The sequence below is a fragment of the Leptospira stimsonii genome, assembly GCF_003545885.1.
In the GTDB taxonomy this organism is placed as follows: domain Bacteria; phylum Spirochaetota; class Leptospiria; order Leptospirales; family Leptospiraceae; genus Leptospira; species Leptospira stimsonii.
In genome coordinates, this window is the sequence record NZ_QHCT01000012.1 from 1 (window position 1) to 21262 (window position 21262).

Sequence of the window (21262 nt, forward strand, 5' to 3'; positions counted from 1 at the left end):
CGAAGAAGAATCGAATGGAAACGTTGAAATTCCGATGCTGATCGTGATCTTTCGTTTCTCCCAGGGAAACTCTCGAACGGCACGTAAGAAAGTTTCCGCGATCCCAAGAGCCGACTCGGCTGAAGTGTTCGGTAATGCAACGATGAATTCTTCCCCGCCGAAACGACCGACAATGTCTTCCCTTCCGGCGTTCTCCAAAAGGAGAGAAGCCAATTGGATTAAGACCTGATCCCCTTCCGGATGACCGAACTGGTCGTTGAATGTTTTGAAGTGATCTGCATCGATCATCATCAAAGAAATTTGGCTTTCCTGCTTTTGCATGAGAAAGAGGAGACGCTGGAGTTCCTCGCCGAAGGCTCTTCTGTTTTTGAGTTGAGTCAACGGATCCGTGGAAGCTTGTTCAAACAATCGATCATTTGCTACTTTGAGTTCTGCGGCGAGTTGGCTGATCTTTCGATTGGACTCTACAAGATCGGTGATATCGCGACCCGTGATATAAACCAAACCGGATTCGAGGTCGGGAAAGCCCGTCCACGAAAGATAGCGATAGTTGCCGTTTGCACAACGCAGTCGATTTTGAATGGAAGCTTTTGGAACTCCACTATTGAGTTTGGAAAATTCTAGTATGGTTTCCTCGACATCCTCCGGATGCAAAAGATCGAAAGGATTTTTACCGAGGAGATTTTCCGCCGACCAACCCAGTATTCTTTCGAAGGCCGGATTGACCGAAATCACCGTTCCGTCCATCCTTTGGATGGAGAAAAGATCTAAGGAATAATTGTAGAATTTCTCGAGATTGTATTCGTTGTTATACGTCATCGTCAAAGTCCTCAAATAGAAACCGGATCAATCCGGAAGGGAATTTTTCGGATTGGTTTGAGGACAGGGAAGAATCTCCTTCGGGTCCAGGAAGGAATAGTGCGTCACCCTGTTTCTTCCGTTGACCTTCGAGTGATACAAAGCTTTGTCCGCATTTGCGATGAGAAGTTTTTGCAAATCCATTTTTTCGCCGAACGAAGAAGAATCGAATGGAAACGTTGAAATTCCGATGCTGATCGTGATCTTTCGTTTCTCCCAGGGAAACTCTCGAACTGCATGTAAGAAAGTTTCCGCGATTCCAAGGGCCGACTCGGCTGAAGTGTTCGGTAATGCAACGATGAATTCTTCCCCGCCAAAACGACCGACAATGTCTTCCCTTCCGGCTTTTTCCAAAAGAAGAGAAGCCAATTGGATTAAGACCTGGTCCCCTTCCGGATGACCGAACTGGTCGTTGAATGCTTTGAAGTGATCTGCATCGATCATCATCAAAGAAATTTGGCTTTCTTGTTTTAGAGTAAGATGAATGAGATAGTGAAGCGCTTCGTTGAAGGCTCTTCGATTTTTGAGTTTTGTAAGAGGATCGGTCGAAGCTTGTTCAAAGAGCCGATTGTTTGCTTCTTTGAGTTCCGCCGCAAGTTGACTGATCTTTCGATTGGATTCCACAAGATCCGTGATATCGCGACCGGAAGTGTACAACAAACCTTCGTTTAAGTCCGGATAACAAGTCCATGCGAAGAATTTATAACTTCCATCGGAACATCGAAATCGATTTTGAAACGCAAGCGTAGGAATTCCCTGGTTTAATTTTTCAATTTCTTTCAGAGTAGAATCCAAATCGTCCGGATGTAAGAGGTGAAACGGATTACTACCAAGAAGATCTTTTTCAGACCAACCTAAGATCCTCTCAAAAGAAGGGTTCACTTGTATGACTGTTCCGTCCAATCTCTGAATCGAAATAAGATCCAAAGAATTGTTTACAAACTTTTCTAAATTATATTCGTGTTCGAAGTTCATTTTGTTAATTTAATATTTCCTCATCCGTTCTATTCTAAGGTGTTTTTTGTGGGTTTTAAAGAAGCCACCGTTTCTTGATTTCAAAATCAATTCGAGAGATTCAATCTTTTGATTTTTTAAAAATCGGAAAACCGATCTAAAGAATTTTGAAACCATCTCTTCCTGGAATGGACGTCGATAGAAAAACAATCCTTACGAGAAAAGAAAATGAATCCGTCCACGCTACAAGGATTTAATGAAAAATAGTATATCTGAATTATATAATATATCTAAATAAAATAGATAATGTTATAACAAGAAAGGACCGCTCATTCATCGTTAGAACGGGTCGTTCTGTTTGTATGAACGTTTTTTATCAAATGGTAATTTGAATATTTAATATCTCGGTATTCTTTTTGAACTCTGTAGAATTTTGACTGAAAGTTCTTTTGCAGGAAGGAATGAGGATCTGAATTTCCGGACTAGGTTGTCGGAAAAATGTAGAATTCCAGGGCTTCCCGTCCTTGACAGCGGCGCTTTCCTTCCCGAGACTGGAATGAAGTCCATGGGAAAAATCAGAGAACTAAGTCCCGAACTCATCAATCAAATCGCCGCAGGCGAGGTCATCGAGTCGGCACATTCCGTCGTAAAAGAACTCATGGAAAACTCCATGGATGCCGGAGCGACACAAGTCGATATCGAATCCAAAGACGGCGGCCTTTCCTTATTGAGGATCACGGACAACGGTTCCGGAATCGATCCCGAAGACTTGGAACCGGCCCTGAAAAGACACGCCACAAGTAAGATCAAAGACTACGGAGATCTGGAAAACGTTTTGAGTTATGGGTTTAGAGGGGAGGCGCTCGCTTCCATCGCCTCCGTATCTCGCCTAACGTTGGAAAGTGGGACGAAGGACCGAAAGACTGCGTGGAAGATTCAATCCATAGGCGGTAAAATTTCCGAAAAAGAGGAAATTCCCGGTTTTACCGGAACAAAAATTCTTGTAGAAGAATTATTCTTCAATACTCCGGTTCGAAGAAAGTTTCTTAAATCAATTCGTTCCGAAGATAAAAAAATTCGAGACCGTGTTACGACTCAAGCTTTGGCGAGAGAGGACATTCGTTTTCGTTTGTTCCAAGACGGAAAGGAAGTCTATGTGCTTCCCGCGAGAGAAAACAAAAAGGATCGAATCATCGATCTTTTTGGTGAAAACTTCCGAGATCATCTTTTGGAAGTAAGTTTGGATCGAGGTGGAATCAAAGCTTTCGGTTATATCAGCGATCCGGATTTTTATAAGTCCAATCGAACCGGTCAGTTTATCTTTATCAACGGACGTCCGATCGAGATCAAATATAGTTCGGTCCTCTTAAAAAAAGCGTATGACGAACTCCTTCCACCGAACGGTCATCCGTATTGTTTTTTATTTTTTGAAATCGATCCTTCGAGAGTCGACGTCAACGTTCATCCGGCAAAAAAGGAAATTCGTTTTTTGGACGAAGAAGGATTCAACGGATTCTTCTTAACGCTCATACAAAAGGAACTTCGTTCCAGTACTCCGGTTAGTTTTTTAGAATTAAAAAAACGTCTTTTGAGGCCAACCTCCGATACGTTCAAAAGCAGTTCTCTTTATCAAGCGCATTCTCCGGCGGGAAACGGACAAAGTCCTCTTTTGAGCAGGGAACTTTTTGCGGACGTTCCTCGTCAGGAAGGTTTTGATTTGGATCGGATGGGACCGGGGGCTTCTCTGAACGCTCTGACGGACAACGTCGTAAAACATTCTTCTTTTATTCCGAAAAAACATTTCGGCGTTTTGTTTGAGACCTTTATTCTCGCGGAAGCGGAGGACGGTTTTTATATCATCGACCAGCACACCGCGCACGAAAGGATTCGTTACGAAGAAGTTTTGAGAAAACTCGAAAAGAAAAATTACGGAATCCAACCTCTTCTGACTCCGATTCGAATCGACGTTTCCAAACAGGAACAGGAAGACATTTTAAATCGAAGAAAAGAATATGAGGAAGTTGGAATATTCTTGGACGCCTTAGGAGAGGACAGCGTCGTACTGCGCGAAATTCCCGCTTATATGGAGCCGGGCCAGGAAAAAGAAATTATTCTCGATTTTTTAAACCGAACCGAAGGAAAGGAATCCAGCGAACCGGAGTTATACGATTTGATGGCGAAATGTGTGGCTTGTCGTTCGGCGATCAAAAAAGGAGATCATCTTTCCGATCCGATTCTCGCCGAAATTTTGAACCGATTGAGTTATTGTGAAAATCCTTCCCGTTGTCCTCACGGACGACCAACCTTAGTTAAGTTGAGCAGAGATGACCTCGAAAGAATGTTCCACAGAAAATGAAGAAGTTCCGGGAAAAGAACCGGATCGAGTCGTTCGTAAATTATTTCGTCAAACGTTAGTCGGAATCGTGATTCTCGTTTTGGGAGTTGTTTTTCTTGCGAGAGTGTTTCCGGAACCGGTCCTTGCGGTTTCACAGAAGTTTATCGAAATCACGGGTGTTTTCGGCGTCGGAATCGGAATTCTTCTCGCGGACTCCTTACACGTTTTTATTCCGCCCGACGTATTCTTGATGATCGCAGTCGCCGGTAAATTGAATTCCATTTTGGTGATCGTTTCCGCATCGATCGGAAGCCTCATAGGCGGAACAATCTCCTATCTTACCGGCAGAATTCTTCTCCCAAAGATCCAAGGTGTTGCGAGTTTTGTAAAGAAGCACGAGCAAAAGTTAGAACACTACTTGCATCGTTACGGATTTTGGGCTGTGGTTTTGGCGGCTCTGACACCGCTTCCGTATTCTTGGGTTTCTCTCGCGGCGGGTGCGATGAAAATGAGATATGTTCTTTTTTTTCAGGGTTGTCTTTTTCGAATTCCTCGGTTTATAGTATTCTATTATCTGATCCAATTCGGTTGGGTCGGGGGCGGAATGTAAACCATCTGCTCTTTACAGCAGTCTTATGATAAGAAGAATCTATTGCAATCAAGGTCGAATTCTTGGAAACCAATCAACCCAATTTATTTCCTAAAACGAGAGAAGAAGTCATTCGCGAAAACTTGAATCTATTCGATCTTCCGATTCGCATTTCGGCATTGATCGAAAATATTCTTCAGGGGAACGTGAGAGAACAATCCTTAGTCTGTTGTCACAGCGCCTGCGACGTCTGCAATGCGACGATCCGAACTTGCCTTCGAAAGATTCGAAACGAACTGGAATCCAATTGAGCGACCTCTTTACAAAAAAACCGATTCCTCCTTTAGCGCATAAGATTCGTCCTTCCTCTTTCGAGGAAGTGATCGGACAATCCCGTGCCACCAAACAACTCGTAAATTATCGTTCTCCGGTTTCGATCATTCTCTACGGTCCTCCCGGAACCGGCAAATCGACGTTAGCCGGAATTCTTTGTAGAAGATGGAATCTTCCGTTCGTGGAATACAACGCGGTTTCCACCGGAGTCGCCGAGATCAAAAAATTATTGGAAAGAGCGGAAAGAGAAGGAACCATCCTTCTTTTTTTGGATGAGATTCATCGATTCAGCGCTTCGCAACAGGACAGCCTTTTAAAAGGTGTGGAGACCGGTCATCTCGTTCTGATCGGAGCTACGACCGAGAATCCTGCGTTCCGAATCACAAGACCTCTTTTGTCTAGATGCCAGATTCTTAAAATAGAACCTTTGAGTTTGGAAGAACAGTCTTCGCTTTTAGAAAGAGGTCTCTCGAATCTTTCACCTCCGATCAAACTCAGCGACGAAGCGAAAGAAACTCTCATTCGATTCTCCGGAGGGGACGGGAGAAAACTTCTTTCCAACTTGGAAGGAATCAGTTTTAGTTTCCCTCCCGAATCCGAAATTTCAAAAGCGGATATCGAAGAATATCTGGAGAGCAGGGTGATCGAATACGATAAGAGTGGAGAATCACACTACGACGTCATCTCCGCTTTTATCAAGTCGGTGCGAGGAAGCGATCCGGATGCCGCGTTATACTACCTTGCCGTTTTACTCGAAGGCGGAGAAGATCCGCTTTTTATTATGCGAAGACTGATCATTCTCGCGAGCGAGGATATCGGAAACGCATCGGTGAACGGTTTGCCATTGGCCGTTTCCGGTTTGCACGCGCTCGAGGCGATCGGGATGCCGGAAGGAAGATTGATTCTCGCACACGTTACTACGTTTCTTGCTTCTTGTCCGAAGTCGAACGCGAGTTATCAGGGAATCGGAGCGGCTTTGTCCTTCGTGAGAGAACACGGAACTGCAATCAAAATTCCGAATCGTCTGAGAAACGCTCCTACCTTTCTTCATAAAAAAGAAGGAGCTTCTCAGGGTTATTTATATCCGCATGATTTCGGCGGATTTAAGGAACAAAATTATTTCCCGGATGAGATTGCAGAGAAACCTCCGCGTTTTTACTTTCCGACCGGAAACGGAATGGAGTTAAAACTCAAAGAATATCTGGAAAAGGTTTGGGAAAAATCGGCTTGGAAGAAGGGAAGTTGATTATTTGTCGTAGAGCTCGGGTCGAATTCTAAATTGTTTGCTCGTAGTTTCTAAAAAATTGTCTTTGGTTTCTTTTTCGTTTTTCTGCATTTGATGTTCGCCGGTTCGTTGAAGAGAGCTTCTTTGAACTGCGGAGTTCGTTTGTTTTTGTTTTGCTTCTGAGTTGAACATATTTCCTCCTTTTGAGGGTAAGACCTTTTCGGTTTAGTATTCGTTTCGTGTATTTTGAGAAAATACTAAACCCTTTTTTTCAAGGGAGAATTGCGTTTCGATTACAAATTCGTTTTGTTCGTTCTTTCGAAGACCTCTCCCGTCATTTTCCAAGTTCTGTTTGAATTGTTTTGGGTGGAGATCGGTAAGAATGGAATTCCAAAGTTGATCTCTTTTGAAACCTGGACGTCCAAACTCCAAATTTACGATCCTTGCGAACTTTCAAAGCGTATCTACCCGTGAAAATGTTCTTTGAAAGTAAATCTTCCCGAAAGGAAATTTGTCGGAGTTCCGACAAAAGAAAAGAGCAAGTTTTCCTCTTGCAAAATTATGATTTTCTGATAGAGCAAAATCTTCCGAACTTTCCCGCCACCCGCCCCTCCACCCAAGATTAGGGTGGGGCCCGCGACTTTTACGGAGGAATTGTCGTTGTTCCGACGGATTTTTTTTAGGTTGCGTTCGTCTCGGGAGCGAAAGGGATTCCCTCCGGCGATTCGGACTCTGAAATTGTGAATCGATCGACTTCAAAAATTATGAAATTCTTATATGAATTCCGTTTTTAGAGCCTCCAAAACCTTATCGTTTTGCTCGGGTCTTCCGATCGTGATTCGAAGCGCGTTCAGTTCGTAGCTTTTCAAATCTCTCAAGATGATTCCTTTTCGCAAAAGCGACTGCGCAATTTCCGTAGAAGACTTTCCGTGTTTCCTTGCAAAGAATGTAATAAAGTTCGCGTACGAATCGATGAATTCTATACTCTCTTCGTTCGCGAATTTTTCGTAACGTCCGAGTTCTTCCAAGTTGCTCTTGAGATAATTTTCGACGTGGCTTTCGTTATTTAAGGCTTCGGTGGCGGCGAGCGCCGAAAGATTGGTCACGCTGAAGGGTGGACGCATCTTGTAAATATTCTTGATCAACTCCGAACTCCCGATTCCGTAACCGATTCTCATACCGCCAAGGCCGTAAACCTTGGAAAATGTACCCGTAAAAAAAACGTTCGGAAATAAATCCGTTACTTCTTTTGCCGGAATGAACTTGTTTTGGTCCTTTTGTTTTCCGAATTCCATATAGGCCGCGTCAATGACGACTAACGTTTCGGGTGAAAGTCTCCGAAGAAATTCGTAGACATCCGATTTGGAAAGGGCGTCTCCTACTGGGTTTGACGGAGTACATAAGAATAGAATTTTGGGTTTTACGATTTTGGCGAGATCTAAGAATGCATCCAAGTCATGAGGAACCGTTTCCGTTGAATGGACCTTTGCACCGCACTGAAGCGCGTAGATGCGATACATCGCAAATGTGATTCGATTGATTAGGACGGAATCACCCACTCCTAAAACGCATCTGCAGGCAAAATCCAAAACTTGATCGCTTCCGTTTCCAGGAATGATCCGATCCGGCGTAACTTCGAATTTCCTCGCGAGTGCATTCTTCAAGTCCAGATAAGAATCGTCCGGATAATACGACATCTTAGAAGCGAAGTCTTGTACTGCTTTGATAACCGCGGGAGCGCAACCGAACGGATTCTCATTTGATCCGAGTTTAATCACGTCCTTCGGATCGATTCCGAATTCGCGAACCACGAGTTCGATCGGTTTTCCTGCTTCGTAGCTTTTAAGAGAATTGAGTATCGTTTGAAACTGGACCATCTTCTCCCATACTTTTGAGAGCAAAAAAATTTGGGAATCGATTTAAGAAGAATTTCAGATCTCGTCTTGGAAAAAAATATTTTTCGCCGTTGGTTTTATCGGTTTTTTCCCTCTAATCTTAACGTAACCGAATCACTTAAAATCTGGAACGACAATGAAAGATACGCAGTTAGAACAAGAACTTCTCGAAGCAACACCGCTTACTTCCTACGACCTGAAGAACGGTGAAGCATTACTTCAGGAAATTTTAAATTCCTTCGCAAATTTCGATCGCGCGTTAGGGAACACTGTAAAAGAATTCTTTCCTTTGGATGAAATCAAGTAGATTCGGAACAACTCTTTCTTATCCGATTCCAATTTTCCATTTGAATCTCTCGTCTTTGCGTTTTGAGACCTTTGGAAAAATCCTTTGCTCTTTGAATTCTACTTTGATTATCCGGATGTGTGCTCAACCAATCTAAGATCTTCGCCGGATCCCAATTCTTCTTCTCTTCCTCTTTGGGGTGTTTTTTGTTCCGTTCTTTTTTAACGGAGATTTTTTTGGCTTCTTCCCTTTCAAAAAAATCGATGAACCCTTTCACTCCCACTCCCGATCTTTTGAGAATTTCGAATGCGTTTTGATCCGCTTCCTCTTCAAACTCTCTGGAATATTTTAGAATCGTGAGCGTGTTCACAATTTCCGTAATTGTTTCCAGGGAACCGATATCGTCAAAGCCGAGTCCGATCGCCAGTTTGATTACGACGGAAATTCCCAAAAGCCGTATGACTTGGCGGACTCCGTGTCTTTGATCGACGTGGGAAATTTCATGCGCGAGGATCGCGGCGATTTCTTCCGGACTTTCCGATTCTTGAATCAATCCGGAGAGGAGATAAATTTTGCCTCCTGGAAGAGCGAACGCATTGATATCATCGCTCCTCAGAATTTTAATTTCGTGTTGCCCTTTTCTTTTTTTGGGGAGAATGGTTTTGGTTATTTTTTCGATTCCGTATTTGAGTTTGCGATTTTTGCATTCTGAGTAGTTCGCTTCGAAACGATCGCCGATTAGGTTCCCTAAGGATTTGTCCGCGGTTTCCGGAACAAATACATACAGTCGATCTAGTTTCGTAAACAATAGAAATCCGATTCCAAAGGCTAAACATCCTGCGATAACGATTTGGTATAAATTCGGAAGTTGCAAAAATCTGGATAAAAAACCTCCGAATCCGTCTCCAAACGTTTTGTATTGATTCTTCTTGATTTGTTTCGCTTTTTCTTTGGATTCGAACGTAAGAATCAAATCGAATCCTTCTTCCTCGCTTTTTAGTTCGAGTCTAAATTCGTTTCCCAATTTTTCCAAGGATCGAATTTGAGTATAAGAAAAATGGAATGTATTTGGAGGGGAATCCGAGGATTGGAAAACCAAACCGGTCTCTTTCGGAGTTAGAACTCCCGAGACCGGTAAGGCAGAATTACCGTCGTAATAAAGATCGGGCATCCTTTTTAGTTGCCGAAAATACTTCCGATTGCATCGCTCGCTTCGGTAAGTCCGTCCGCTAAAGCGCTTGCGTTCGGATCTCTTACGCTCTGGATCGAAGAAAGATCGGGAGCCGATTCTAACGATAAGGATTGAAGTAGAATTCTTAATCCTCTGAGATAGGCCCAAGGAACTCCGATGCCGAGAGTGAAAAATACAAGAAAGATCGCGATGAGAGAATTTAGGAATACGCTTCCACCTTTGAGTTCGGAACGAAAAGAGATTCCTTGAAATTTGGTGTGATTCCAGAAATAGTTATGAACGTTTGCGTGAAACCAGAAGAAATAAATACCGGCAGTAAAAGGAGTAAAGAAGATTCCTTTGAGATAGATAAAGAATAGTTTTTTCCCGTTCCCTTCGTATTGAAAGTCTGCGTTCCCTAAATGGGATTTTTCGATATAGAATTTTTCCAGATGATTGATAAACCAAGCGGAATAAATTCCTAACGTAACGATCGAAAGAAGCGCTCCGGGAATAAAAACCTTCACCAGTTCGTTTACCTTTCCGTTAAATCGAAATCGAATATTATTAAACGAAGTTCTGCTCAGGAAATATCTTCTGGAGCCGACGGAGACGTAAGGTATAACGTATAACAAACCCAAATAGACTGCGATGATGACGATAAACCTGGCCCAAGCGCCGATGAGAGAAGCGATATAATAGATTCCACCAGCGAGAATCGTTCCCGCAAGAATCAGTCCAAATCCCTTTAGAAAACCTAGAAAATTCTCCTTTCCGGTTCCGTGATAATCGAAACGTTGGCCTTGAAAGAGAACGTGTCTATGCACGAACTTTTGCGTGTTCACCTTTGCCCAGAAATAGTAAATTCCAAGAGTAATGATGGTAAAAAAAATATTCTTTAAATAGATGAGAAAAAGTTCTTCTCCCTTCGCGTCGGTCGAGAATTTCTGATTTTCATTCTGCATTTCTATCTCCTAAAATCCTATACGTAAGAGTGGAATAGGGTTGATCGATCAAGTTAGAGAAGAATCCGATTCGTTCAAGAAAAAAATTTCCAGAGGGAATGTCTAAGCCGTGAGTCGCAAATACGTTCCGCTAAAATCCTCGAAAAATTTGTTTTGATTGAGTGCGTATTCTAAAACAAGCGCTCTCGACTCGTCGTTTTTTAAAAGTTCTCGATCGTTTGGAATTAAGAGCGGCCCTTCCAGGCCTGCTTTTAAAAGGACGTGGAAATAGCTATTGTCGAAATAATACGGATTTGCGGTAAACGATTCCGCTCCCAACCAACCGATCGTACGAGCTCCGGAGATCGTGACCAAGTCTTTCACATTGAGATTCATCTTTCCAAGGCAGGGGAGCTGATCTTTTTGAGTCAACATTGCCAATGGAAGAATTTGTTTCACCGGGGAGATCGTCTGATCCGTCCTTCCTGGTGAGACTGCAATTCTTGGACCTCCCGATTTTTCGAGAGCGACCGCGCCGGCTAACGCTAAGAAGTCGGCGAGAGAATAAGAGGTTCCGTTTTTTTGGAAGAAATTTTCTTTGGCCTCGATCAACCGATCCAAATTGGAAAGGATGTCCTGGTTTTCGGGAAGGGATCGAAAGTTTTGAAAGCTCACTGCGGCGCTGAGTCCCAACCAGTTTTCATCTTCGTCAAAGAGACAAGAAAGATGATAGACTAGTTTTAACCAACTCCCTGTTTCCCGAACGAGAATGATTTTTCGCAGATAGTTTCTCGCTTCTTCCCAAGTATTGAGACTCGCTTTTTTTAGAATCTCCTGGATTTCATAGAGTTTGTAATCTCCCGTTTTTCCTTTGAGTTTGGTGGAGAAGATTCTTCCTTTTCGAACTCGATCCTTCACTTGTTGATAGAACGATTCCGAAATGAGAACGGTAGCTCCTGCCTTTTTTGTCTTTGATTCGATTCGGCTCGCCATGTTTACGGAATCTCCGATCGCCGTAAAAGACATGTTAGCCGGATGTCCCAATTGTCCTAATATACAACTTCCGTAATGTAGTCCGACTCCGATTCGAAAGGAAATGTGAAAATGGGATTTCAGATATTCGTTGAGAGAATAGAGTTCCAATTCCATCTCTTTCGCCGCGCGCAAAGCGCTGATACAAATTTCTTCGGCGGAACCTCCGTCCACTCCGAAGAGGGCCATAAGTCCGTCGCCGATGTATTTGTCGATCTTACCGCCGTGTTTTAAAACGATGTCTCCCATTTTGTAAAAATAACGATTGAGAATGTGGATGACATCGTATGGGAGATGCGATTCCGAAAAACTGGTGAAATCACGGATGTCGCTAAAAAGAATCGCAATTTCTTTTTCTTCACCGGAGACCGCTGTCGAACCCGGAATCGTTAGATTGTAGTCTTCGTCGTCCAACACGATTCTTCTTACTCGAACGTCGCCGAGAACCTTGGCTTGGCACGCAAGTCGAACTGCCTCCGGAAAGCCTTTCTTTTGAGACAGATCCTTTTCTTTTTGTTCCGGTTCGGAAAGATTGGAAGGATTCTCCAAAACTAAAACACGACAAGTGGAACATCTTGCATTTCCACCGCATGCGTGAGTGTGAGGAATTCCGTTCGATAAACTGATTTCTAACAGGCTCTGAGCCGAGGAATTTTCTGGTAAACTAATTTCTCTTTCGTTCTCAAAATTAACAAGGAGCATTCAAACCTTCCGGATTTTAAAGGAATAGAAAAAAATCATTGGCGTTCTACGGGGAAGAGTATAATTACAGACCCGGTTGTCAAATAGAAGAACTCTGAAGATTTGGTTTGAGCCTTCGTCCATAGAACAAACTAACGCGAGTTAGGAATGGAACGGACGAGAAATCTTTCGATTCTTTTTTAGATTGAGAAGGTGAAAAAGGGATCGATATCTCAGAATCATTCTTCCGATGAAATATTTTCCATCCCGAAGATACGATGTGAAACGAACCACTGTTTAGGATCATGAATGAACGGAAACGAAATTCCTAAGAAAGAAAGCGGAGATTCTAAACCCGTTATACTTTTGGTCGACGACGAATTGATCATTCTGAGAGGGCTCAAGGAACAACTCAAACTCGCGTTCGGAAAAGAATACGATATCGAGACGGCCGAAGATGCGGAGTCCGCTTGGGAAATTTTGGAAGAATATATGGCGAGCGGGATCGACATTCCGGTCGTGATCTGCGATCAAGTGATGCCGGGTGTGAAAGGTGATGAACTTCTCATTCGAATCCACAATCGAAATCCGGACATTCGTAAGATCATGCTTACCGGCCAAGCGTCGGCCGACGCCGTAGGAAACGCTTTGAATCACGCGAATTTATATCGTTATCTTTCTAAACCTTGGGACTCCAACGATTTGATTCTTACGATTCGAGAGGCGCTCAAATCGTATTTCAAAGACGTTTCTCTTTTGGACCTCAATCAGAAATTGGAGAAGACGCTTCTGTATGATAGGGAAACGGATCTCCCCAATTTAGAAAGTCTGCGTAGGGAATTGGAGGAAAAGGAAGGTAGAAAAATTCCTTCCACTTTATCCGTGATTCGAATCGAATCCTCCACTTCGACCACGCATCATTTCGGCGTCGGCGTCTATCATAAGGTTCTCAACCGATTCTTAAATTTTCTTTCGACGTTTTTAGGAAAGTCGGGGAGATTGTTCCATCTTTATCAAGACGAAGTGGCCGTTCTTTCCGACCTCGAAGAAAGTAAATTCCATTCTCTTTTGGTCGCCTTCCGAATTCTTCTCCGATCGGAATATCTGGAAGCGGACGGAATTTCTTTTCGAGTCAACGTTTCCATAGGAGTGGCCACCGACTATTCCGCGTTATACTATAAAGCGAGGATCGCGATGATGAATGCGGCTCAAAACAGGGAACTTGAGCTGATGCAGTATTCAAACTCGATGGAAGAAGGGGATCAGTATCAAATCAATCTTGTTTTGGGCAGAAAACTCAACGACGCGATTAACGCCGGTAATGTGATTCCTTTTTTTCAGGGGATCTACGACAACAAATTGGAGAAGATTACAAAGTTCGAATGTCTCGCAAGAATTCAAGAAGGGAACGAAGTTTTTTCTCCCGCGAGTTTTATCTCCATTGCGAGATCCACCGGAGTGATTCGACGTTTAACTCCGATCATGATCGAAAAATCACTTCGTTACTTTTCAAAACATCCCGAATATTCCTTTTCGGTAAACATTTCCGAATCCGATTTGGAAAAAAAAGGGTTCACACTTTGGGTGATGAGTCGTCTTCAACACTACGGAATTCCTCCGGAACGATTGACTCTCGAAATTTTAGAAACGGATCGACTTACCGGAGGCGACCGGGGTTTGGAAACGATCAAAGAGCTGAAGGAATGCGGTTGTAAAATTGCCATAGACGACTTCGGGGTGGATCAATCCAATTTCGAAAGACTGATGGAGATCGATCCCGACTTTATCAAAATCGACGGCAAGTTCATCCAAGGGATTCACTTGAGCCGGACTCCTTTGCTTCTTACCTCTGCAATGACGGAAATGGCACATCGTATCGGTGCGAAGGTAATCGCGGAATTCGTCGCTGGGAAAGAAGAATTTGACACGGTTCGATCCCTTGGGGTGGAATATTGTCAGGGTTATTATATCATGGAACCTTCTCCCGAAATTCTTCCGGTTCCAAAAGTTTCGCTTTAAAAGAGGTCGATCTTTTTTTCAAAATTGACTTGCCATTATTTTTTTTCCAAATAGTGTAACCCCTTGCGTTTTTTTCTCATTAGGCGAGTCGAATAGAATAGGTGAGTACCTCAGTTGGATAAGGCAATTCTTTTTGTAGACGATGAAGCTCTGATTCTTATGAGCATGAAATCTCAGGTGAAACGTCATCTTGGAGACGGCTACCGGTACGAAACGGCGTTAGACGCCGGTGAGGCTTGGCAAATCATAGAAGAGCTGGTTCACGAAGACGTCCGAATTTTGGTCATCATTTCCGATTGGTTGATGCCGAACGTAAAAGGGGACGAATTCTTAAGACAGGTTCACAGCAAATATCCTGAAATCCAGAAAGTGATCGTTACGGGTCACGCGGACGATTCCTCCATTGAAGCGTTAAAAAAGGAAATCAATCTTCGCTCTTATCTTAAAAAACCTTGGGATGAAAGAGAATTGGTTTCAACGATCACCACCGCATTACAGGGATAAGATTCGTCTTCGCGTTAGCGCTTTTCCGAAACACGTCTTCCATTTCGGTTAAGGTTTAGATTCCTATATAAAAACCAATCGAACATTTTCCGTCTCCACCAAAAGACCGGATCTCTCCAATTTGTATTGAAAGCATCAAAGAAGAATCATCGGAACCAAATTTACTTTGGCGAGAATGGAGAAAAAAAACTAAAAAATTTATCCACGACTATTGGTAGAAAAGAGTCTGGTCGCATTATAGACCGCTCATCCCGGTCCAGTTGAGTTTCGCGGATCACTTCGAAATAGGAATTCGTAAAAAAAGCGTATCAAAAGCATATTCGAGGTTGGATCGCCCGAAATGCACAATGGCGTTCAGGCATGAATTATCAATTCACCCCGATTCTTATAACGCGAACTCGTTTCCATATTCTCTTTCTCTCTTTCCGGGAATCAATCCTAGATTAACCTGCAGAGATTCATACAGGTTGAAAAATTAGAAAGACAAGTCTGTTCTTTTTCATACGTTTTTCGAACGATGACGCCGAACACCTGTTTCCTCAAATAGTTTAAAAATCTAGTTCAAAAGATGCGTGCCTCGAATATATATGAATATCATTCACTTATTTTGTTGACATTAATTCGGTCTGAGTTATAGATTGGCCCTCGAGAGGAATTCTATGTCGAACGCTAAGCCTGAAATCAAAAAAACCGGATCAAAACGTAAGCCGCAGGACAAGAGTGAAAAATTCTTAATTATCGGCGCCGGTCCGGCCGGTCTTGCTACGGCGAGAAACCTTCAGAGATATCATATTCCTTTTGAAGGAGTGGACGGGTATAAAGACGTTGGTGGACTATGGGACATCGAAAATCCGCATAGTACCGTCTATGAAACGGCTCATCTTATATCTTCAAAAAGAATGACTGAATTCGCAGAATTTCCGATGAAGAAATCCGTTGCGGAATATCCCTCGCACACGGAGTTGGCGACTTATTTTCGAGACTTCGCGAAAGAATTTGATTTATACAAATATTATAAATTCAATACAAAGGTTAAGAATGTAACAGCCGTTGATCAAAACTGGTTAGTAGAATTTCACAATGGCGATTCCGCAGTTTATAAGGGGATTCTGATCGCGACGGGGACTCTTCATCATCCGAATATCCCCGAATATCCGGGAAAATTTTCCGGCAAGATCATGCATTCTTCCGAATACAAAAGTCCGAAAATTTTCGAAGGGAAAAGAGTCCTCATCGTAGGAGCCGGGAATAGCGGATGTGACATTGCCGTCGATGCGATTCATTACGCAAAAAAAGTAAAGATGAGCGTACGAAGAGGCTATCACTTCGTACCAAAATATGTTTTTGGAAAGCCCGCGGATACGTTAGGCGGTCTATTTAAACTCCCAGCCTGGGCAAAACAAAAAGTGGATTCTATTATATTGGGCATGTTCACCTTGGATCCGGAAAAATACGGTTTTCCAAAGGCGGATCATAAATTATATGAAAGTCATCCGATCGTGAATTCTCTTATATTGCATCATTTAGGACACGGCGACATTGCTATCAAACAGGATATTCTAAAATTCAACGGAAAGACCGTTTATTTCAAGGATGGAACATCCGAAGAATTTGATCTCATATTGTATGCGACGGGATATAAACTCTATTATCCATTCATAAGTCCGACTTACTTAAATTGGAAAGGAGCCGCTCCCGATTTGTATTTGAATACGTTTCATCCGGTATATAACAATTTATTTGTTATGGGTATGGTCGAAGCATCCGGGATCGGATGGGAAGGAAGATATGAGCAGGCCGAAATGGTCGCGGGATTTATAAAGGGATTAGAAGAAAATACAAAAGAAGCAAGAAAATTAGTAGAAGAAAAGTCGCACGGAAACATAGACCTAAGCGGCGGATTCCATTATATAAAATTAGACAGGATGGCCTATTACGTAGAAAGGGATACTTATCGCAATACGGTTCGTCAAAAAATTTCACGGTTAAATAAAGAATTAAATGAAAGGTCAGAGAGCAAGGAATCAAAAGGACAAATCGAAACGAAGAGAAAAGTTGCTTCATAGCGCGATGAAGCAGTTTTGCAAACTCGGTTATGAAAAAACAACGATCGGAGACATTACCAAGTATGCAGGGCTAAGCACCGGGACGTTTTACATTTATTATCAGAGCAAAATTGAAATTTTCAAAACCCTTTTAAATATCGGGATCGACGGCTTGAGAAGGGAATTGATGGACGCCGTTAAAAAATCGATCAAGCAAACAAGGGGAAATGCATTGCGAGAGTTGTCTCTCGCCTACTGTAATTACTATAAAAAGAATCCGGAATATTATCAGATTATCGTAATGGTGACATTACAAGATAACGACTTACGGGAAAGAGGAAGTAGGATCAGCAAGTTGATCGACAAAAAGACACTTAGGGTTCTTAGATTAGTAAAAAATAATATCCAAGATGGAATAAAAACCCGTGAATTCAGGAAAGTAAATCCCTGGACGACGGCATACACTTTTTGGGCCACTCTAGACGGCGTTTTGACTTTACAAACCCGTAATAATCTAAAAGTAGTGGGTATTGAATTGAACGAATTAATTTCAAAAAGTATCGATACCTTATTATTGGGTATTCAGAATGTTCAAAAAACGAGTCGTAAGTAACAAATAGACAAAAACAAATCGAAAACCGACTTATGAAAATGATTTCAAACGACCTAAAGAGTTTTCTGTCTTAATACTTTATTGGTCGTTTCCATCGGCGGAGAGATGTTTTTATGTGAATGTGATTCATATAAACATTGACTAAATGGCAAGTTAACGGAAATTAAAGGCGTTCCAAAAGGAGAAAAAGTGGATATAGATACAATACACTTAAATTTCAACCCATATAGTTTAATTGCATTAAACGTAGTTTTAGCATTCATCATGTTTGGTGTAGCTTTAGATTTAAAGTTGAAAGATTTTTATAGCGTTTGGAAGCAACCGAAAGCGCCCATTATAGGCGTGATCGCTCAATTCATTTTACTTCCTTTTAGCACTTGGATCTTAGTGCAAATCATTCAGCCAGCACCCTCGATTGCCTTAGGAATGATTCTGGTCGCGGCCTGTCCTGGCGGGAACATATCAAATTTTATCACTCACTTATCTAAGGGAAATACCGCTTTGTCGGTAAGTATGACAGGCATTTCGACTGCGTTGGCGACCGTGATGACTCCGCTCAATATTGCCTTTTGGGGATCATTGACTCCGGGAACGGATAAGATTTTGAAAGAAATTCAGTTGGATACTTTTTCGATGGTGATCACCGTTTTTTTAATCCTCGGTATACCGCTTGCATTGGGGTTGTTCTTTTCCCACAAGCTTCCCCAGCTGACTCAAAAAATTAAAAAATCTTTCAAGTATGCATCGATTATTTTCTTCATCGTTTTTATTGGTTTGGCGCTGACCGCGAACTTTGAAAATTTTAGAAAATATATTCACTTAGTTTTTTTTGCGGTGTTTGTTCAGAATTCGGTCGCATTTGCTGTCGGTTATTTTTCCTCCAAGATATTCCGGTTAACGGAATATGATTCCAGAGCGGTCGCAATCGAAGTGGGAATCCAAAATTCCGGATTAGGATTAACACTGATTTTTGATTTTTTCGGAGGCCTTGGTGGTATGGCTTTGGTGGCCGCGTGGTGGGGTGTTTGGCATATCATATCCGGACTTACTTTGGCAAAAATTTTTAATAAGAGACCTATCGAATAGGTTCCTCTATGGATCGTTGATTGAATTCCTTAAAAAATCAAAACATATTGATTACCGGCGCCTTCGGATTTATAGGGAAGGCAGTTTTAAGAAAAATTTTCCTAAACATTGATCGTCCAAATCGGGTGATCGGATTAGACATTGTGTCTGAATCTTCAGATCTGATTCAATCATTGCGGGATGAAATCGGGGAGTTTCCGGAATACTTCGAATACAAAAAAATGGACGTTCGATCTCCGGAAATTGAAAATGTATTAAAAAATAATAATATAAATTCGGTAGTGCACCTCGCTTCGGTTATGAATCCTATCGGAAAAATGAGTCGAGAAACTCAGCATGAAATAGATATAGGAGGAACCAAAAATTTACTGGATGCGTGTTTAAAAGCTAAAACCGATTATATTATTGTCACAAGTAGCGGAGCGGCGTACGGATATTACGAAAATAATCCTGAGTGGATTGTCGAAACGGATGAAATTAGAGGGAATGAAGAATTCGCTTATTCCGCTCATAAAAGAGAGGTGGAAGAATTACTTTCTAAATATAGAGATGATTCCCCGCACTTAAAACAATTAATATTACGTCCCGGGACAATCTTAGGTAAAAACGTAAACAATCAAATAACCGATCTTTTCAAAAAATCCGTGATCATCGGAATCGTAGGAAGCAAGACACCGTTCGTGTTTATTGAAGACGAAGACGTTTCCAGCATAATCCTGCAAGGTTTAATCACGAGAAAAGACGGTATATATAATTTAGCAGGCGACGGGGCGATACCTCTGAGAGAAATCGCGGCACGAATCAATAAAATCTACCTACCAATACCGGCGATCGTCATCAAAACGATTTTGTGGTTTTTGCAGAAATTACACCTCACTCAATATGGACCCGATCAGGTAAATTTTTTACGATATAGACCCGTATTATCAAATCGGAATCTAAAAGAAGAATTCGGGTATGTACCCAAAAGATCAAGTAGCGAAGTCTTAGATTTTTATTTGGAAAATAACGATGTCACAAAATGAACGGAAAGTAGTCGCTATCACCGGAGCCGCAGGTGGAATCGGTTTTGAATCTGCATTAGAATTTTATAATAATGGTTGGGATCTGAGCCTATGCGATATAGACGGCGCTATGATGACACAAAAACTGACCCAAAATAAATTGAATTCTAACCGGATATTATCCAGTGAGTTCGATATAACAAGAAGAGAGAGCTGTGAAACTTGGATTGGAGAAACCGTCGAGCGATTTGGAAGGCTTGATTGCTTAATTTGTAACGCCGGCATTGCCCATCGGTCGCTTTTTAAAAACACCGATCCGGAAGTAATTTTAAAGGTAATGTCCATTAATTTCAACTCAGTCGTCTTTTTATGTCATGCGGCAATTCCACATTTGGTCAAGGGGAAAGGATCTTTAATCGGGATTTCTTCCGTAGCAGGATTTTCACCTCTATACGGCAGGACAGGTTATGTTTCTTCTAAACATGCGTTATCCGGTTTTTTTGAAACAATCCGTTCCGAGTTAGAACCCGAATTACACGTTTGTTTAGTTTACCCCGCATTTGTAAAAACGCTCTTTGATAAAAATACAATGGATGGGGATGGTAAAAAATTAACCAGAGACAAGCCGACAATCGGTAGTCATTTGCTTCCTGAAGTCGTCGCAAAAAACATATTTCGATCTGTTGCGAAGAGGAAAAAACGAATTGTACTATCTCCAATCGCAAAACTATCTTATTTACTATCACGACTGTTTCCGAATTTTTTTACTTGGATTATGAAAAAAAATACACAATCGGAGTTTCTGTGATGGAAATTCTTATTCTTTTAGGCTTGATCATATTTTTGTGTTATACGATCGAAACGATTACCGGATTCGGAAGTATCGTGATTGCAGTGACATTCGGTTCTTTTTTGTTTCCTATTCCGGAATTACTTCCAGTATTAGCGCCTTTGAATATAATTCTTGGAGTTTATATTGTAAGCAGATATTATAAAAAAATTGATCCAGCCCTTTTGTTTGGAAAAATTCTTCCAGGGATGGTGTTGGGATTTTTGTTAGGATACGGGATATTTCTCCAGTTGACAAATACTTACTTAAAGAGTGCGTTCGGCATTTTTATCATTCTGGTTTCATTTAGGGAATTGATCTTTAGACTAATACCAAAGTTAGGTGGAATAAAACCGCATTCGACTTGGTGGATGCTGGTATGTACCATCGCCGCCGGCGTAATGCATGGTATCTATGCATCCGGAGGTCCAATTTTAGTCTATGCTTTGTCAGGTTTGAGAAAAGGTAAGGCTGAATTTAGGGTCACGCTCTCTTGCGTTTGGTTGATTTTGAATTCTACCCTTAGCGTTCTTTATTTTTTTAAGGGTCTCTATAACGCCAAGAATTTAGAAATGTTGTCATATTATTGGATTCTAATACCTCTTGGTATTATTACCGGCGAAAAACTCCACCACGTGATTCCGGAAGAAAAATTTAAGATCGTCGTGTATGGTTTGCTCCTCTTTGCTGGAATCGCGCTTCTTTTATAAAAACCTCGACTCTTTCGCTTTTTCTTGAAGAGCGCGTTTGTAAATCTGTAGCACGGCATTCTTATTTTGAAAGAATGTAAAGGAGAAGGTTCTTGCATTCCGGTAAAGACGGGTTTCGTAAGGACAACCACAAGCGAACATTCTTAAGA

Annotated in this window: 20 protein-coding genes; 13 read left to right on the forward strand and 7 right to left on the reverse strand. The window is 41.9% G+C overall.

Features of this window, described 5'->3' with window-relative positions:
- A partial coding sequence (locus DLM75_RS22395) for a sensor domain-containing diguanylate cyclase (protein WP_147456693.1) occupies positions 1 to 819 on the reverse strand: 819 nt, incomplete at its 3' end.
- A gap of 27 nt (positions 820 to 846) precedes the next feature.
- Positions 847 to 1833 (reverse strand): sensor domain-containing diguanylate cyclase, encoded by a 987-nt coding sequence (locus DLM75_RS22400; RefSeq protein WP_118970741.1) that lies wholly within the window; start codon positions 1831 to 1833, stop codon positions 847 to 849.
- 544 nt (positions 1834 to 2377) lie between these two features.
- Here DLM75_RS22400 and mutL point away from each other — a divergent pair.
- The 4 genes from mutL to DLM75_RS22420 all read left to right on the forward strand — a co-directional run bounded on the left by mutL (position 2378) and on the right by DLM75_RS22420 (position 6315).
- Complete coding sequence (gene mutL / locus DLM75_RS22405; RefSeq protein WP_118970790.1) at positions 2378 to 4168, forward strand: DNA mismatch repair endonuclease MutL; 1791 nt, start codon at positions 2378 to 2380, stop codon at positions 4166 to 4168.
- Positions 4137 to 4757 carry a YqaA family protein gene (locus tag DLM75_RS22410; RefSeq protein ID WP_118970742.1) on the forward strand — a complete coding sequence of 207 codons (621 nt, stop codon included), beginning with the start codon at positions 4137 to 4139 and terminating at the stop codon, positions 4755 to 4757. Before mutL ends, DLM75_RS22410 begins: the two co-directional genes overlap by 32 nt.
- 62 nt (positions 4758 to 4819) lie before the next feature.
- Positions 4820 to 5047, forward strand: coding sequence for a hypothetical protein (locus tag DLM75_RS22415; protein ID WP_118970743.1), 228 nt, complete (start codon positions 4820 to 4822; stop codon positions 5045 to 5047).
- Positions 5044 to 6315, forward strand: a complete 1272-nt coding sequence (locus DLM75_RS22420; protein WP_118970744.1) for a replication-associated recombination protein A — start codon at positions 5044 to 5046, stop codon at positions 6313 to 6315. Before DLM75_RS22415 ends, DLM75_RS22420 begins: the two co-directional genes overlap by 4 nt.
- On the opposite strand, the gene DLM75_RS24340 is transcribed toward DLM75_RS22420, so the two are convergent.
- Both DLM75_RS24340 and hisC read right to left on the reverse strand, forming a co-directional pair.
- Positions 6316 to 6486 carry a hypothetical protein gene (locus tag DLM75_RS24340; protein WP_158586509.1) on the reverse strand — a complete coding sequence of 57 codons (171 nt, stop codon included), beginning with the start codon at positions 6484 to 6486 and terminating at the stop codon, positions 6316 to 6318. It lies immediately after the preceding gene.
- Positions 6487 to 7067: 581 nt separating this feature from the next.
- Positions 7068 to 8171 (reverse strand): histidinol-phosphate transaminase, encoded by a 1104-nt coding sequence (hisC, locus tag DLM75_RS22430; protein ID WP_118970746.1) that lies wholly within the window; start codon positions 8169 to 8171, stop codon positions 7068 to 7070.
- A 154-nt stretch (positions 8172 to 8325) separates the two neighbouring features.
- Between hisC and DLM75_RS24520 the strand changes: the two genes are divergently transcribed.
- Entirely contained in the window at positions 8326 to 8496 is a 171-nt protein-coding gene (locus DLM75_RS24520; protein ID WP_167731806.1) for a hypothetical protein, read from the forward strand.
- Here DLM75_RS24520 and DLM75_RS22435 read toward each other — a convergent pair.
- From DLM75_RS22435 to DLM75_RS22445, 3 genes are all read right to left on the reverse strand, one after another.
- The gene (locus tag DLM75_RS22435) at positions 8489 to 9646 is read right to left on the reverse strand and encodes a M48 family metallopeptidase (RefSeq protein WP_118970747.1); all 1158 of its coding nucleotides are present in this window, start codon (positions 9644 to 9646) and stop codon (positions 8489 to 8491) included. The two genes, DLM75_RS24520 and DLM75_RS22435, sit on opposite strands and share 8 nt — an antisense overlap.
- 5 nt (positions 9647 to 9651) lie before the next feature.
- Positions 9652 to 10611 (reverse strand): YjgN family protein, encoded by a 960-nt coding sequence (locus DLM75_RS22440; RefSeq protein WP_118970748.1) that lies wholly within the window; start codon positions 10609 to 10611, stop codon positions 9652 to 9654.
- Positions 10612 to 10713: 102 nt separating this feature from the next.
- Complete coding sequence (locus tag DLM75_RS22445) at positions 10714 to 12324, reverse strand: peroxidase family protein (protein ID WP_118970749.1); 1611 nt, start codon at positions 12322 to 12324, stop codon at positions 10714 to 10716.
- 288 nt (positions 12325 to 12612) lie between these two features.
- On the opposite strand from DLM75_RS22445, the gene DLM75_RS22450 reads away from it, so the two are divergent.
- The 8 genes from DLM75_RS22450 to DLM75_RS22485 all read left to right on the forward strand — a co-directional run bounded on the left by DLM75_RS22450 (position 12613) and on the right by DLM75_RS22485 (position 21113).
- Positions 12613 to 14322, forward strand: a complete 1710-nt coding sequence (locus tag DLM75_RS22450; RefSeq protein WP_118970750.1) for an EAL domain-containing response regulator — start codon at positions 12613 to 12615, stop codon at positions 14320 to 14322.
- 114 nt (positions 14323 to 14436) lie between these two features.
- On the forward strand, positions 14437 to 14826 hold the full coding sequence (locus tag DLM75_RS22455; protein ID WP_118970751.1) for a response regulator: 390 nt from the start codon (positions 14437 to 14439) through the stop codon (positions 14824 to 14826).
- Between the two features lie 659 nt (positions 14827 to 15485).
- Positions 15486 to 16892 carry a flavin-containing monooxygenase gene (locus DLM75_RS22460; RefSeq protein ID WP_118970752.1) on the forward strand — a complete coding sequence of 469 codons (1407 nt, stop codon included), beginning with the start codon at positions 15486 to 15488 and terminating at the stop codon, positions 16890 to 16892.
- A complete protein-coding gene (locus tag DLM75_RS22465; protein WP_158586510.1) occupies positions 16882 to 17484 on the forward strand; it encodes a TetR/AcrR family transcriptional regulator in 603 nt (200 codons plus the stop codon). Before DLM75_RS22460 ends, DLM75_RS22465 begins: the two co-directional genes overlap by 11 nt.
- A 189-nt stretch (positions 17485 to 17673) precedes the next feature.
- On the forward strand, positions 17674 to 18570 hold the full coding sequence (locus DLM75_RS22470; protein ID WP_118970754.1) for a bile acid:sodium symporter family protein: 897 nt from the start codon (positions 17674 to 17676) through the stop codon (positions 18568 to 18570).
- A 47-nt stretch (positions 18571 to 18617) separates the two neighbouring features.
- The gene (locus DLM75_RS22475) at positions 18618 to 19595 is read left to right on the forward strand and encodes an NAD-dependent epimerase/dehydratase family protein (protein ID WP_241548024.1); all 978 of its coding nucleotides are present in this window, start codon (positions 18618 to 18620) and stop codon (positions 19593 to 19595) included.
- Entirely contained in the window at positions 19582 to 20382 is an 801-nt protein-coding gene (locus DLM75_RS22480) for an SDR family oxidoreductase (protein WP_118970755.1), read from the forward strand. Before DLM75_RS22475 ends, DLM75_RS22480 begins: the two co-directional genes overlap by 14 nt.
- A complete protein-coding gene (locus DLM75_RS22485) occupies positions 20382 to 21113 on the forward strand; it encodes a sulfite exporter TauE/SafE family protein (RefSeq protein WP_118970756.1) in 732 nt (243 codons plus the stop codon). Before DLM75_RS22480 ends, DLM75_RS22485 begins: the two co-directional genes overlap by 1 nt.
- The last annotated feature ends 149 nt before the right edge of the window (positions 21114 to 21262 follow it).

Bases quoted from the DNA above. Each gene is read 5' to 3' on its own strand.
- mutL (WP_118970790.1), top strand. From the start codon at position 2,378: ATGGGAAAAATCAGAGAACTAAGTCCCGAACTCATCAATCAAATCGCC.
- DLM75_RS22440 (WP_118970748.1), bottom strand. From the start codon at position 10,611: ATGCAGAATGAAAATCAGAAATTCTCGACCGACGCGAAGGGAGAAGAA.
- DLM75_RS22410 (WP_118970742.1), top strand. From the start codon at position 4,137: ATGACCTCGAAAGAATGTTCCACAGAAAATGAAGAAGTTCCGGGAAAA.
- DLM75_RS22400 (WP_118970741.1), bottom strand. From the start codon at position 1,833: ATGAACTTCGAACACGAATATAATTTAGAAAAGTTTGTAAACAATTCT.
- DLM75_RS24340 (WP_158586509.1), bottom strand. From the start codon at position 6,486: ATGTTCAACTCAGAAGCAAAACAAAAACAAACGAACTCCGCAGTTCAA.
- hisC (WP_118970746.1), bottom strand. From the start codon at position 8,171: ATGGTCCAGTTTCAAACGATACTCAATTCTCTTAAAAGCTACGAAGCA.
- DLM75_RS22460 (WP_118970752.1), top strand. From the start codon at position 15,486: ATGTCGAACGCTAAGCCTGAAATCAAAAAAACCGGATCAAAACGTAAG.
- DLM75_RS22485 (WP_118970756.1), top strand. From the start codon at position 20,382: ATGGAAATTCTTATTCTTTTAGGCTTGATCATATTTTTGTGTTATACG.
- DLM75_RS22435 (WP_118970747.1), bottom strand. From the start codon at position 9,646: ATGCCCGATCTTTATTACGACGGTAATTCTGCCTTACCGGTCTCGGGA.
- DLM75_RS22445 (WP_118970749.1), bottom strand. From the start codon at position 12,324: ATGCTCCTTGTTAATTTTGAGAACGAAAGAGAAATTAGTTTACCAGAA.
- DLM75_RS22480 (WP_118970755.1), top strand. From the start codon at position 19,582: ATGTCACAAAATGAACGGAAAGTAGTCGCTATCACCGGAGCCGCAGGT.
- DLM75_RS22450 (WP_118970750.1), top strand. From the start codon at position 12,613: ATGAACGGAAACGAAATTCCTAAGAAAGAAAGCGGAGATTCTAAACCC.
- DLM75_RS24520 (WP_167731806.1), top strand. From the start codon at position 8,326: ATGAAAGATACGCAGTTAGAACAAGAACTTCTCGAAGCAACACCGCTT.